Below are 14,123 nucleotides of genomic sequence, written 5' to 3'. Positions count from 1 at the left end.
AGTAATTCGAAGAGAAACCAGTAAATAGGCTTATTAATTAATTTATTGAATACTTCACAATGAAAGAATTCATTTTGAAAGAACTGTTTCAATGCGGGTTCTGGATTTAGGAAAACTTCTGAGCAAAATTTATTTTAATGCCTAATAAACTTTGCGCCAGCGGAATTTTTTTATTCCTGGCAAAATACATAATGAGAGCCTGTATGATAAAATGTTTACTAGTAATATTTATATGATTAGTTACGGTTTACTGCTTGAGCAAAATTTTTGCTGGATTGCTGCAAGGAGAAAAGATGCGAGGGAAAGCGTTTGAACCCCCAGCCATTAAGGAGATAATAAGCAGAAGGGGAATTATCAAACGTTTCTCATAAGAGAGGATTGCAGCCGCATCAATTCTTTAAGCAAATAAAATTAAGAAAATGGAGAGTAATTTATGAAAGTTAAAAACCACCAGACTGCTGTGTTTGCCCTCGGAGGAATGGGCGAGATTGGCAAAAACATGTACGCAGTGCAGTTTCAGGATGAGATTATAATCATTGATGCAGGAATAAAGTTTCCGGAAGACGAATTACTGGGAATCGATTATGTCATTCCTGACTATACATACTTAGTGAATAACGAAGATAAAATTAAAGGGCTTTTTATAACTCACGGGCATCTGGATCATATCGGCGGTGTTGCATATTTGCTCCGTGAAGTAAATATGCCTATTTTTGGAGGGAAACTGGCACTTGGTCTTCTTCGTAACCAGCTGGAGGAACATGGATTGCTGCGAAAAGCTGAGTTAAGGGAAATACATGAAGACGAAGTAATTAAATTTAATAAAACTTCCGTTTCTTTCTTCAGGACAACACACAGTATTCCTGATTCGTACGGAGTAACAGTAAAAACGCCACCTGGTAATATCGTCCACACAGGAGATTTTAAGTTTGATTTCACTCCGGTAGGAGAACCGGCAAACCTTTCAAAGATGGCGAGAATCGGAGAAGGAGGTGTTCTCTGTCTTCTGTCTGACAGTACTAACAGTGAACTGCCTGGGTTCACGATGTCTGAAAGGAAAGTAGGACAAAGTATTGACCAGATATTCCAGTCTGTAGAAGGAAGAATTATTTTTGCAACTTTTGCGTCTAACATATACCGCCTTCAGCAAGCCGTGGAAGCAGCTGTTAAATATGGCCGGAAAGTAGCGGTGTTTGGGCGCAGCATGGAAAAAGCGATAGACCTGGCTCTCGAACTGGGATATATAAATGTCCCTAAAGAGACGTTCATCGATCGCTCTCAATTAAATAAGCTTCCTGGTGATCAGGTAACAGTCCTTTGTACCGGAAGCCAGGGGGAACCGATGGCGGCTCTGTCCCGTATAGCCCATGGCACCCACCGGCAGATTCAAATTCATCCTGGGGATACAGTTGTTCTTTCTTCTTCACCTATTCCAGGGAACGCTTTAAGTGTAAGCAAAACGATTGATCAGTTATACCGGGTGGGAGCAGAGGTTATCCATGGACCTTTAAACGATATCCATACTTCAGGCCATGGAGGACAGGAAGAACAAAAGTTAATGCTTCGTTTAATGAAACCTAAATACTTCCTGCCTATTCACGGAGAGTTCCGGATGCTGAAACAGCATGTAAAGCTGGCTAATGACTGCGGTATCCCTGAGGAGAACTGCTTTATTATGGATAACGGGGATGTACTGGCGCTGGAAGAAAAAGAAGCGGCGATTTCAGGAAAAATTCCGTCCGGCACTGTTTATGTGGATGGGAAAGGCATCGGAGATATAGGAAATATCGTTTTAAGAGACAGAAGAATCCTTTCAGAGGAAGGGCTTGTTGTAGTAGTTGTCACATTGAACATGAAGGAATTTAAAGTGTCAGCCGGACCTGATATTATCTCACGAGGCTTTGTCTACATGCGTGAATCAGGAGATTTAATAAAAGAAGCTGAAAGAAAGCTTTCGGGCCATCTTGACGGATTAATGGACAGCAAAACGACGAAATGGTCGGAGATTAAAAACGAAATTACAGATCTCCTCGGACCGTTCTTATATGAAAAAACAAAACGAAAACCAATGATTCTCCCTATTATTATGGAGGTCTGACTAACCGAGTCGTTGCCGGAACAACAGTGAATGAGGGAGTGGAATATGATGAATAAAACAGAAATTAAGTATGAAATCGCAGAGTTAAAGGATGAATATTTGCAGCTTCAGCACAACCTGGAAAAACTGGAGTCTGTAAAAGGCAACCTTTCCCCACTGGAAAAGCGGCTCACTGAAATTGAGGCAGAACTGCATTCTTTAAATGAAAAGCTGCGTGATAACAAAGAGGATTAAAACTTCTTTACGCTCTTTTAGACCTGACTGCGCTTTAGCTACTAAAAAATATAAAAGACAGCGGTGATTTCTTGTGTTGAAAGATACAGGGGAAAGAGTTATTCCTGAAGTAATGAAGCCTGCGAACGGTCTGCTTCTTGAGCACCTTGCACGGTATTACTTTGCCCTTCCGTACGGACGCGGCCGTGTACTCGATATTGCCTGTGGCACAGGTTACGGGGCAAAAATGATGGCCAAGCTGAGGAGAAAAACCGTGACAGAAGTTATCGGTGTGGACATTAATGAAGATGCCGTGGAATATGGGCGGCATAATCATTTCCACCCTTTATTAAAATTCTTTACCGGCGATGCTCTGGACCCTGCACTTAAAGAAAGGGCAGGTACGTTCGATACGATTTTGTCGTTTGAAACAATAGAACATGTTCCTGATGACAGGGTATTTTTAGCTAATCTATACAGCATGCTGAAGCCAGGGGGCACTCTAGTTTTATCAACTCCATTTGGAGAAGGAAGAGGAAAACCATGCGGTTCCCCGTTCCATTATCATCAGCTGTCTGAAAGGGAATTTATTGCCCTTTTCAGCAGTGAACTGAAGTTTAAAGCAACAGACTTTTACTATCAGCAGGGGGTAGCCATTGAGAAATATAAACGCCCTGAAGGAGATTATCCAATCGGGATTGCCGTTGCTGTAAAAGCTTAATATACTTTCCAAATGGCCAGTGCAATTAAATTTGCGCTGGCTTTTTATAATAAAAGTTTTCAGCAAAGGAAAGTTCCATAGAAGCGAAATATTAAATGAGCTTTATGGAAATCTCCTGGCTTAAATCCTAAAATTTTCCGCTAATATAGCCGATATAATAAGAAGCTACTTTAACATTGAAAAGGGGGGGATGTTATGTTTTTGAAAAAAGTAAGACAGAAGCCGGATATTTATGAGGGCTTAAGGGGAGACATTCAGGTCAGAAGAGGAAGCGATGTGGAAAAGCAGCTTGCTATGACTGGTTTAACGCCGGAGGACCTGGGGGTTATTAAGTTTCTTAAACCGTTTGTAGCGGAAAAAATACACGAAATTGTTAACAGGTTTTACGATAATCTTGAAACGGAACCATCGCTTTTACAGATTATAAACAATCATAGTTCAGTGGAAGCCTTAAAAGGGACGCTAAGGCAGCATATCACAGAGTTGTTTCAAGGTACAGTGGATGAAGAGTACCTGGATAAACGGATAATGATTGCAAATATGCATGTGAGAATCGGGCTTCCGACTAAATGGTATGTATGTTCTTTTCAGGAACTGCTGCTTTCGATAATCGAAATAATTGAAGAAAAGATTGAGGACAGGGAGCAGTATTTTCCTGCTGTAAAAGCCGTTACAAAACTGCTAAATCTGGAACAGCAGCTGGTTCTGGAGGCATACGATCTGGAGACAGCAAGAATTAAACAGGCAGCGGAAGCACAAAAGGGACAAATACAGGAAAAGGTTTTTAAGGAATCACAGAACCTCGCAGCTGTATCTGAGCAGACAAATGCTTCCTTTCAGGAGCTTACTGCCCAGTCCGGGGAGATTGTATCTATTGCTAACAGCGGCACAGAGCTTGCGGCAGTGGCGGAAGAGCGGGCAGATAAAGGAATGCAGCTGATGAACTTCCAGACTCAGGGGATTGCAAGTATTGACGGCTCATTGGATGAGATTAATACAGACATGGAACTGCTGCTTGGAATTATGAAACAAATGCAGGATATAATCAGCCTTGTTACAAATATAGCTGACCAGACTAATCTTCTTTCATTAAATGCAGCCATTGAGGCAGCAAGGGCCGGAGAGCATGGAAAGGGATTCAGTGTAGTAGCTGGTGAGGTGAGAAAGCTTTCCGACGAAACGAAGGAGTCTGTTTCCAAGGTAAGGCAGCTTATCTCAAATTCCACAGCTCAGGTAGAAAAGCTTACAGGTGCAATGGAAATTATTAAAGCAGAAATGGGCAAAGGTACAAGAAATATGCAAAAGACAAAGGACCATTTCTTACAGATCCATCAGACGATGACAGAAACCAAGGATCAAAATAAGAAAATAGAACAGGAAATAACAGCTTTTGTAAATGTGATGAACGAGCTGGGAGCAGCCTTTGAAGAAGTAGCAAGTGCTGCGGATAATTTAACGGTCGTTTCTCAGGAGCTGACAAATTAAAAAAACCTGAATCATCCGGCAGAATAAAGCCGGGGATTCAAGGTTTTTTTTGTTAAGAATAGGAAGCATCTTTTTTTGCTTCAAGCACCTTTTTCAAGTCTTCCTTATATTTAGTAGAAACGAGGATATAGAGGAAGTCTCCTTCTTGAATTTCTGTCTCCCCATAAGGAGTGATTAATTTTTCGTCTCTGACAATCGCGCTGATATTTGCCTTATTCGGGAAAGCAATTTCATGGAGTTTTTTCCCTACTATGGCTGAGTCGGCATTAGTTTTATACTGTACCATTTCAGCGTTCGCCTTACCCATGGAGATCAATTCCAGGGAGTGGTGAGGGTTATCTTTTTTCGGTCCTGTTAAATGTAACTTCTTCGCAAGCCAGGATATTGTAGACCCTTGAACGAGCGCAGAGGAAAGGACAACGAAAAAGACGACATTGAAGAAAAACTGAGCGTTATCAAGACCAGCAACAATTGGAAAAGTTGCAAGTACGATAGGTACTGCTCCTCTTAAACCAGCCCACGAAAGAAACGTTTTTTCTTTTAGTGTGTATTTCATCCCTATTGTGGAAAGGAAAACAGCTACAGGACGGGCGATAAACATTAAAATAAAAGACAACAGCAAGCCTTCAAGGATGATTCCAAGAGTAAACAGCTGTCCAGGAAATACGAGTAGTCCCAGGAGGATAAACATCAATATTTGTGCCATCCACGCAAAACCCTCGTTAAACTGAAAAATAGAGTATCGGTAGGTTAATTCTGAATTTCCAATGACAAGAGCAGCGATATAAACTGCAAGGAACCCGCTGGCTCCTATGATAGAAGCCATACCAAAAGTTAATAATGCAAAGGCTACTGAAAAAATTGGATAAAGACCACTTGAATCCAGATTGATTCTGTTAATGGAGACGGAAGCGAGTTTACCGACAGCTAGTCCGACAGCAAGGCCAATCCCCATTTGCCAGAAGAAGGACGGAACCAATAACCAAATGCTTGTTTCAGGGATACTTATGAGTTCTATAAAAGAAATAGTAAGAAACACAGCCATTGGGTCGTTGGTTCCTGATTCGGCCTCCAGAGTAGCGCCCATTTTTGCTTTAATATTTCTTTCTTTCAATGTAGCAAAAACGGCAGCCGCGTCTGTTGAGCCTACAATCGCTCCGAATAACATACCTTCCAGAAGGGTTACATCAAAAATTAAATACGCGCACCAGCCTACAATCGCCGATGTAAGAAGAACACCAAGGGTAGCCAGTGACACCGACGGAACAATTACCGACTTTACAGTAGAGTATTTTGTCTGGAGACCACCTTCAAACAAAATAATGACAAGTGCAAAGATACCTATTATCTGAGCAATATAGGCATTGTCGAAGTAAACAAACCCGAGGCCGTCACTTCCAAGGAGCATCCCTACAAGTATGAAGAGAACAAGGGAAGGGAGCCCCAGCCTGTTGGAGAATTTCGCGACTAATACACCGCTTATGAGCAGCAATGCACCAAGTAAAACTAAAGCATCTGTTCCGAAAGATTCAAGAAACATACACGGCCCCCTTTCCTGAAATTTATTATTTATTTTATAGCCATTTTATATTTCGGCTAAGCTGGTTTTTGCAGTGTTATCAGAGAATGAGTGAAAACTTACATCTCAAATGTGTCATAATACCATTTTACTATAATATTATGTAATGTGTAAAAAGATTAGTCCTGAAAAAATAAAACTGAAACCGGCCGGAGAATGCTTTAATTATCCCACTTAACATTCAGCCAAAGCAGCAGCTGGGTGAAAAAGGCCAGTAATGGGAGTTCAAGCAAAGGACCGATAATTAAAGTTAAAGCTATTAATGGTTCCTCAGGGAAAGTCGTCAGTGCGATAGCAAGAGCAATGGGTGAATTTCTCGCCAGTGTTGTTAAGGAAAAGCTGGCCTGATCCCTGTATGAAAAACGGAGAAACCTTCCTGCAGCCAGTCCGGCAATGAAATTAATACTGAAAAAGAAAAGTATCGGCAAAGTGATCAGCCAAAGGAGCCCAAGGTTCTCCGTAAGCAGCCGGCCCTGAGAAGCAAACATAGCGATTACAGCGAGACACAATAAAACGATCGGAAGTGATTCTGTTCGTTCCTGTAACTGTCTTTTTAACTTTACCTGTTTATTCAGCAGCAGGTTCGTAACCCAGGCAAGGGACAGAGGAATAACCAGTACATAAATAATGCTTTCAATAAGCTGCTGTACAGGCAATATCCCTGTAGTGTCAGTAAACATAAGTAAATAAACAGGCAGCAGAGTAACCTGTAATATAAGATTTACCGGTAAAATGGAAGCTGACAAAGGAATGTTTCCTCTGGCAGTTCTGGTAAAAATGATGTACCAGTCTGTGCAGGGAGTCACCATCAGCATAATAAATCCAATCCATAACATCGGATGGTCTAATAAAAATAAGTATGCTAAACTCCAGGCCAGGACAGGGGTCCAAATAAAGTTCATCAGTATAGCAGTCGTAGTAAAGCGGATGTTTTTAAAGGATGCTGTGAATTGTTTAAAGGGGATTTGCAAAAAGGCAATATAAAGCATAACTACTAGCAGCGGGGTTATATAGTAGTCCCACTGAAGATTTGTCTCTGTCTGACCTATAAAGATCCCCAGAAGCGCCGACAGAATGATCAGGAAGGTATAAAGTTTTTCAATCATTTTCATATTAGCACCAGCTTAATCATTACAATTTCAGCTTCTGTTTCTGATTATAGCGGGACAGAAGTTTTTGTTCTGTAGCATATTGTACCATTCCATAACTTCTCTATAAATCAGAAAGGTTTCAGGTGCTGAAGCAGAATGCTCTCCCTTCTGACTCAGATAAAAAAGCGGGGGCAATTAATTTAACACATACAGGCTAATTAACCAGTCATTTGAAAACCTTGCCGCATAACATGAAAATGACCTGTTACAGGGAGGAGGGTGTGTTTATGAGTCACGATGTATGCAAAGATACAGGGGCAGCACCTCGTGCAGGCGCGGGCTTCGCGTTTATTTTAGTAGTGTTTATCCTGCTCGTTATTATTGGAGCTGTTGCCTGGAGCGGTTACGGATATTAATTTCCTGTTTTCGAGATGAAGTTTGATCTGAAGGGCGCCTTTTTGGGCGCTCTTTCCATTAGATCAAGTCAAGGCTGGTTTCTGGTTCAATTTTATTAAAATAGCTCGAAAGAGTGGCAGGCGGCGACTCCCGCGGGAAAAGCAACGGCTGAAGCGTTGCCCGGGGAACGCTTCAGCCGAGAGCGATTCGAGCGAACTTATTATATTTACTTCAATTAATTCGCTATAAAGTAAGAGGGTGTCACCAAAAGCTAGTTGCTTTTGGGACACCCTCTGCAGCTGTATATTAAAATTTATTAGAACCTTTTCGCACCAAGGTAACGTGGTCCCCAGTAGGAAGAGTTCATGTCTGAGATTGTTACGCCAGTTGAAGATCCAGCGTGGATGAACTGGTTGTTTCCAAGGTAGATACCAGCGTGTGAAGGACCTGTGCGAGTTTCAAAGAATACAAGGTCTCCAGCCTGTGGGTTAGATACAGAAGTACCTGCGCTCCACATTTGCGCTACAGTACGCGGAAGGCTCTTACCGTTCTGAGCGAATGAATACTGAATGAATCCGCTGCAGTCAAATCCTCGTGGCGTAGTTCCTCCCCATACATAGGAGCTTCCGATTAAGCTTCTTGCTGTGGAAATAACTCCGCTTGCGCTGCTGCTTGTTGCAGATGAAGAAGCAGTGCTGCTTGCTGTGCTTGTAGTTCTTGTTGCTGTCTGAGTTCCGCTGTTAGATCCTGACAATCCCAGTGAACTAGTTGTTGCCGGGCCAGCTGTTCCATAGAAGTTGCCTGCCGGGCTGGAGATGCCGTTTCTCAGCTGATATGCTTTTACTGCTCCAAGCGTTTCCGGCCCAAAAATTCCGTCTACTGCGATGCTCTTACCGTTGCTGTTTAATTCCGACTGAAGCTGTCTAACGTCATCTCCTCTGTCACCGATATTCATTGATGCTTCTGAAATTGCCGGTACCGCGAAAAATGCTCCTGCCAATGCTATACTCATGATGAACTTTTTCATTTACTTTCCTCTCCCACTTTCTCTAAAAAATTATATATATAAAGTCTGTTAAGTTTTTTATGAAGTTTTTTTACTGCTGTTTCGGCGGCTTGTCCCGCTCGCAGGTTTAATACTACATGCAGCAGGGTATAAAAATAAACCCTTTTCTGCGAATGTTATTTAACTAAAAACTCCCTGTTACTTGATCGTAATATAAGTTGGTTTTTATGGAAATTATTACCTGTGCAGGCGTTCGAAAGTCCTCTGGTTTCGACAATAACTAAAAAAATTCAAGATCTTTCATTGCTCATCATTCATGGGTTTTCTTTCGCATTAATTTCACCATTTTGCAAAAGATAACAGCGAAAGGAGCGATAAAATGAGCCAAATGATCAGAGATTTAATGAGCACCAATGTGGTTTCCGTTTCTCCGCAGCAATCCATTCAGGAAGCAGCAGCTCTAATGGACCAGAATGATATTGGCGCAATACCGGTTGTGGAAAATGGACAGGTTAGAGGGATCTTAACGGACAGGGATATTACTCTTCGAGCGACTGCCAGAGGTCTTGCTGCTCATTCACCTGTTTCCCAGTGTATGAGTGAGGGATTAAAAGTAGCTGACGCAAATATGGATATCCATGAAGCCGCCAGGATCATGGGAGAAAATCAGATCCGCAGGCTCCCTGTCGTGGAAAATGGACAGCTTGTGGGAATGCTGGCAATAGGTGACCTTGCCAGACAGAATATTTACCAGGATGAGGCGGAAGAGGCTTTATCAAATATCTCTGTCCCTAATGCCGATGGCCGGGACTTGTATTAAGCAGCTTGCCAGGGATTACACACATCCTGTATATCCCCAAAAAAGCTGCTGACTGACAGCGTATTCCTGTAATCAGGAATACGTTTTTTATTTTAGTTAGCGGAATTTCATACATAGTTCATAAAAGAATGCTATGCTAACGGTGACGAATGATATGAAGAAAGGCTGAAAAAGATGAATACTATACTTGTTGCCGATGATGACGCCCATATTAGAAAACTCATCCGCCTTTATCTGGAGAACAGCGGTTATTCTGTACTGGAAGCGGCTGATGGCCAGGCGGCTCTGGACCTGTTAACAAAGGAAAAAATTGATCTGGCGATTGTAGATGTGATGATGCCCAATCTGGATGGGCTAGAGCTCACAGAAGACATTCGCTCATTTATGGATATTCCAATACTGATGGTGACTGCTAAAGGAGAATCCCAGGATAAGGTAAAGGGCTTTCATGCTGGAACAGATGATTATTTAGTAAAACCTTTCGACCCGGTAGAGCTAACGCTAAGGGTAAAGGCCCTGCTGAAACGCTATCACCCAGGATCAGAAAATAAAGTAACTGCTGGTTCAGTTACTGTTGATTTAGACAGGCTGACAGCGGAATCTGAGGATGCTTCCGTTCATCTGAAACGGAAGGAATGCGAACTGTTATTTACTCTTGCAGGGTCGCCGGGTAAAGTTTTTACAAGGGCTCAGCTCATTGAGAAAATCTGGGGTTATGATTATGAAGGGGATGAACGGACAGTTGATGTTCATATTAAACGTTTAAGAGAGCAGATTTTCCCCTTTAAAAATATAATAATCACTACAGTCAGAGGTCTTGGTTACCGTCTGGAGGAAATGTAAAGTGCTCAAAAGAAGCATTTACCTGCGAATTGTTGGTATCTTTATCAGTATTGTGTTAATTAGCTTATTTGTCTCGTTTGTAATTACTTCATTGTTTTTTCCGGAAGATACGGGGTTCGAGGAAGAGATTATTGATATCACTACAGGAGTAGCGGGGCTTATTGAGTCGGCGGAAGCTGACCAAATACCCGGGCTTATTGAAAGGCTTCAAGAATTTCATTTCAATGTTTTTATTGAAGGGGAAGATGGTCTCGTTTATGCAACCGATAACCCTGGGGTGATTAATGAAGGGGCAGCAGCTGGTATACACAGATCAGGACCGGGTACTCCGTTTGTTTATCAGGATGCATACACAAGAGTGGGCGGCATGCCAATTGAAATAAACGGGGAAAACTATACACTGTATGTCCATGTTGATTACGAGGAAGAAGAACAGGCTGTCAGAAAAGTTATTCTTATTGCACTGCTTCTTGTTTTGATTACCGGGAGCCTGCTTATCGTTCTCGCTTCCAGGTATATAGTAGATCCTATACGGAAATTAACGGGAGCTGCAAAAGAAATAGCAAAAGGGAACTTTTCCACCCGGATCAAGAGCAAGAACGATAAAAGTGAAGTTGGGGAACTGATCAGAAGTTTTAACCATATGGCATCTGAAGTAGAGAAAACAGATCAAATGAGAGAAGATTTTGTCAGCAGCGTTTCCCATGAAATCCAATCGCCCCTGACTTCGATCAGAGGATTTACGAAAGCGATCCGGGACGAAGTTGTGCCGCTGGAGAGCCAGAAAGAATATTTAGATATTATATATCAGGAGACAGAAAGGCTCTCAAGAGTAAGCGAAAGTCTGCTGCAGCTGGCGTCACTTGAATCAGAGCATTATCCATTTAACCTGGTCAGCTTCAGGCTTGATGAACAAATCAGAAGAGTGGTGCTTGCTACAGAGCCGCAATGGAAAGATAAAAGCTTAAGAATTCATCTGGAACTGGAGCCGATACTGGCATCAGGGGATGAGGATCTCCTCAAACAAGTATGGCTGAATCTGATAAGCAATGCTGTTAAATATTCAGAGGATGGTGGAGAGATCCGGGTTGTTATGCAAAAGGAAGGCGAAATGGTCAAGGTTAGTGTGTCCGACACCGGTAAAGGAATACCAGAAAAAGCGATCCCTTATTTATTCGAAAGGTTTTACAAAGTGGATAAGGCCAGAAGCAGCTCCACAGAAGGGACCGGCCTTGGGTTGTCGATTGTCAAAAAAATACTGGAGCTCCATAATGCCTTCATTGACGTAGACAGCAAAGAAGGAGAAGGATCAGTCTTCACGGTTACCTTGTACAGAAGTTTTAATACAACAGGGGAAAAATAAGGTAGTAAAATTTTATTTAATTGCAGATTAATAATGATAAAGTTGGCTAAAAAGATTAATATAGATAGTAGTGAGTATTTATAGGAAAAAGCCTTCACTGAAGGCTTTTTCGTCTTCGATTACATAATGCGGGGTTTAAGGAGCTATCAAATGTTTCATAATAAGTTATTTCAGACAGGGATTGGAGTTATTATATTATTTCTGATCATATATCTCGGCACGCTTATTGACTGGCTGTTTCAGCCTGTTTTAATTCTGGTACAGACTCTATTTGTTCCTGTGCTCCTTGCAGGGGTGCTGTTTTATTTATTTCGGCCTGTTGTGCGGCTGCTGGACAGAAAAATTCCCCGCACACTTTCAATTATTATCATCTACCTGGGATTTACGGGTCTGCTCGTTAGTGTTTTCTCTCTGATTGTTCCGGAAGTCAGAGATCAGTTTCTCAGTTTGATGGATAACCTGCCAATGGTCATTACAGAAATCCAGATTTTACTGGCTCAGATTCAGCAAAGTGAACTTATCCATCAGCTTGACCTGACGGAAAATTTCATCCTGGAAGATCAGCTTGAACAGCTGGGAAGTATGGTAAACAGCTTTGTCAGGGGAGTCACTACCAACGTAGTAAGTTTTCTCGGAGCAGTTGTTAATTTTCTGCTATTGTTTTTTATCGTACCGTTTATCCTTTTCTATATGCTTAAAGAAGGAGAAAAGTTTCCTGAAAGAATCGTCCAGTTTTTTAATCGTAACCAGCAGGATGAAGTCAGGAAAATTATGCATGCCCTTGATGAGAAACTTAGCTCTTATATAAAAGGAGTTTTAATTGTCTGCTCTTTTATCGGGGTATTATGTTATATTTCTTTCACCATTATCGGACTTGACTACGCCTTGATCCTTGCGCTGATTGCCATGGTAACTAACGTCATACCATATCTCGGGCCATGGATCGGAGCTGTGCCGGCCGTCATAGTAGGACTGCTTCATTCTCCATTTATGGCACTGCTCGTTATCATCGTCATTGTCATCGTTCAGCAGCTTGAAAGCATACTGATTCAGCCCCAGGTAATGGGTAAGCAGATGAAAATGCATCCGGTAACTGTACTGTTCCTGGTACTTGTTGCAGGGCGGTTTGCCGGAATTGTAGGTATGATCCTTGCTGTACCTGCTTATGCAGTAGGGAAGGTAATCGTCTCCCATTTATACAGGATATGGAAGCTGCGGCAGCGGGAAGCGTAAAACCAAAATAAAGTGAACAGAGCCAAATTGTAAAAAAATCTGTAAATGTTTTTGAGTTCATAATTAGTTCATATAAATGATTTATAATAAAAGAAGATAAGGGCAAGCCTAAAAAAAGCCAGGGCTTAGCAGGTGAGCTGCTTCTTCTCCAACGCAGGAAGAAAGAAACAGCCGCCTGTTCCTGGCAAAAGTAAAGAGGTGTGTTGCTAATGGATGTCACCGACTTTCACAAATATGCTCCTTCCGCCGAGAAACCGGCAGTTTCCAACATGATAAGCTCTTCCGGACAGGAAAGAGGATACCAGAAAAAGTCTGTACAACAAATTATCAGTAAGCTGCAGGGACAGGGTGTTCATGCTGAGCTTTGTAAAAGAAACAAGTTCAGCTCTGAACAAACTGACTGGCCGTAAAAAAGAGCAGAAAGAAACTTCAGATTGTTAACAGCATAGAGTTATTTCCGGAAGCTCTCAGAGCAGGTGCCGGAGGAAGCTTGTCTCGCCTGGGACAGGCTTTTTGTATGCAGGTATACGAATTCTATCCGCATGTCCACACAAAAGAAGCGATAACTTGAGGTCAGGAGGAACCTGGACTTTATATTTACACGGACAGAATGAAAAAGAACTATTAAGAAACCATCTGTCTGAAAAGCCCGGTTAAATGGAAGGAAAGCTAATTAGCAGAAAGTTTTCCTAATATAAGTTGTTTTTATATTTGGACTGATACTCATTCAGGAGCTTGTCCAATTGCTGGCTGCAATCTACAACCCTAGGATCTGTAAAGCTGAGTTTCTTTGCGTTAACATACATTTTCCTTTGTTTGATCTTAATTTGAGTTAACAGCGTGTATTTTTTTAATATAGTTACCATATTAGTCTCCGCCTTTATTTATACTTTGATTTGTTAAATTAATAAGAGAGTACCATAATTATCAGCATATAATATTGCCAGGAAAGTTATTGTAGAAATTTGTCTAAGGTAAAAATTTAGTAAAAAGTCCTAGTGAATCAGGCAGACCGAAATTCCTGAGTCAGCCGGGAAGCGTAATATGACGTACTTTTGGTGTGGGCTTAACTGATAAAAAATAGAAGAGTTCGGTAACGCGAGGGTGTCTCGCATACCGGCACGAAGGAAAATTAGCCGGAAGTGGTAACGCGAGGGTGTCTTGCATACCGGCACGAAGGAAAATTAGCCGGAAGTGGTAACGCGAAGGTGTCTTGCCTCGAGGGAAAATTAGCCGGAAGCGGTAACGCAAGAGCGTCTCGCATGCCCGCTCGAG

14 protein-coding genes are annotated in these 14,123 nt (G+C 41.9%); 10 read left to right on the top strand and 4 right to left on the bottom strand.

The window, feature by feature from the left end; all coding sequences use genetic code 11:
* Positions 1-433: 433 nt before the first annotated feature.
* The 4 genes from rnjA (at position 434) to BK582_RS04010 (ending at position 4,517) form a co-directional block, all read left to right on the top strand.
* Complete coding sequence (gene rnjA, locus BK582_RS04025; protein ID WP_078593102.1) at positions 434-2,098, top strand: ribonuclease J1; 1,665 nt, start codon at positions 434-436, stop codon at positions 2,096-2,098.
* A gap of 45 nt (positions 2,099-2,143) precedes the next feature.
* Positions 2,144-2,332: an SE1832 family protein gene (locus BK582_RS04020; protein ID WP_420841221.1), complete on the top strand. Its 189-nt coding sequence runs from the start codon at positions 2,144-2,146 to the stop codon at positions 2,330-2,332.
* Positions 2,333-2,405: 73 nt separating this feature from the next.
* A complete protein-coding gene (locus tag BK582_RS04015; protein WP_078593100.1) occupies positions 2,406-3,032 on the top strand; it encodes a class I SAM-dependent methyltransferase in 627 nt (208 codons plus the stop codon).
* Positions 3,033-3,227: 195 nt separating this feature from the next.
* Positions 3,228-4,517, top strand: coding sequence for a globin-coupled sensor protein (locus tag BK582_RS04010; protein ID WP_078593099.1), 1,290 nt, complete (start codon positions 3,228-3,230; stop codon positions 4,515-4,517).
* A gap of 52 nt (positions 4,518-4,569) precedes the next feature.
* Here the strand turns inward: BK582_RS04010 and BK582_RS04005 are convergent, their stop codons facing one another.
* Together BK582_RS04005 and BK582_RS04000 are read right to left on the bottom strand one after the other, a co-directional pair.
* Complete coding sequence (locus tag BK582_RS04005; RefSeq protein WP_078593098.1) at positions 4,570-6,057, bottom strand: potassium/proton antiporter; 1,488 nt, start codon at positions 6,055-6,057, stop codon at positions 4,570-4,572.
* A gap of 200 nt (positions 6,058-6,257) precedes the next feature.
* A complete protein-coding gene (locus tag BK582_RS04000; RefSeq protein WP_078593097.1) occupies positions 6,258-7,208 on the bottom strand; it encodes an arsenic resistance protein in 951 nt (316 codons plus the stop codon).
* A 266-nt stretch (positions 7,209-7,474) separates the two neighbouring features.
* On the opposite strand from BK582_RS04000, the gene BK582_RS03995 reads away from it, so the two are divergent.
* Positions 7,475-7,603, top strand: a complete 129-nt coding sequence (locus BK582_RS03995) for a YjcZ family sporulation protein (RefSeq protein WP_134163617.1) — start codon at positions 7,475-7,477, stop codon at positions 7,601-7,603.
* 296 nt (positions 7,604-7,899) lie between these two features.
* On the opposite strand, the gene BK582_RS03990 is transcribed toward BK582_RS03995, so the two are convergent.
* Positions 7,900-8,610: a C40 family peptidase gene (locus BK582_RS03990; RefSeq protein WP_078593095.1), complete on the bottom strand. Its 711-nt coding sequence runs from the start codon at positions 8,608-8,610 to the stop codon at positions 7,900-7,902.
* A gap of 358 nt (positions 8,611-8,968) precedes the next feature.
* On the opposite strand from BK582_RS03990, the gene BK582_RS03985 reads away from it, so the two are divergent.
* The 5 genes from BK582_RS03985 to BK582_RS03965 all read left to right on the top strand — a co-directional run bounded on the left by BK582_RS03985 (position 8,969) and on the right by BK582_RS03965 (position 13,258).
* Positions 8,969-9,409 carry a CBS domain-containing protein gene (locus BK582_RS03985; protein WP_078593094.1) on the top strand — a complete coding sequence of 147 codons (441 nt, stop codon included), beginning with the start codon at positions 8,969-8,971 and terminating at the stop codon, positions 9,407-9,409.
* Positions 9,410-9,583: 174 nt separating this feature from the next.
* A complete protein-coding gene (locus tag BK582_RS03980) occupies positions 9,584-10,252 on the top strand; it encodes a response regulator transcription factor (protein WP_078593093.1) in 669 nt (222 codons plus the stop codon).
* A gap of 1 nt (position 10,253) precedes the next feature.
* Entirely contained in the window at positions 10,254-11,615 is a 1,362-nt protein-coding gene (locus BK582_RS03975; protein WP_078593092.1) for a sensor histidine kinase, read from the top strand.
* Between the two features lie 150 nt (positions 11,616-11,765).
* The gene (locus BK582_RS03970) at positions 11,766-12,848 is read left to right on the top strand and encodes an AI-2E family transporter (protein ID WP_078593091.1); all 1,083 of its coding nucleotides are present in this window, start codon (positions 11,766-11,768) and stop codon (positions 12,846-12,848) included.
* A gap of 209 nt (positions 12,849-13,057) precedes the next feature.
* The gene (locus BK582_RS03965) at positions 13,058-13,258 is read left to right on the top strand and encodes a hypothetical protein (protein ID WP_078593090.1); all 201 of its coding nucleotides are present in this window, start codon (positions 13,058-13,060) and stop codon (positions 13,256-13,258) included.
* Between the two features lie 279 nt (positions 13,259-13,537).
* Here BK582_RS03965 and BK582_RS03960 read toward each other — a convergent pair whose 3' ends face one another.
* A complete protein-coding gene (locus BK582_RS03960) occupies positions 13,538-13,714 on the bottom strand; it encodes an aspartyl-phosphate phosphatase Spo0E family protein (protein ID WP_078593089.1) in 177 nt (58 codons plus the stop codon).
* Between the last annotated feature and the right edge of the window lie 409 nt (positions 13,715-14,123).

The sequence above is a fragment of the Evansella clarkii genome, from assembly GCF_002019695.1.
Lineage (GTDB): Bacteria > Bacillota > Bacilli > Bacillales > Salisediminibacteriaceae > Evansella > Evansella clarkii.
This window is presented reverse-complemented; position numbering and strand designations above follow the sequence as displayed.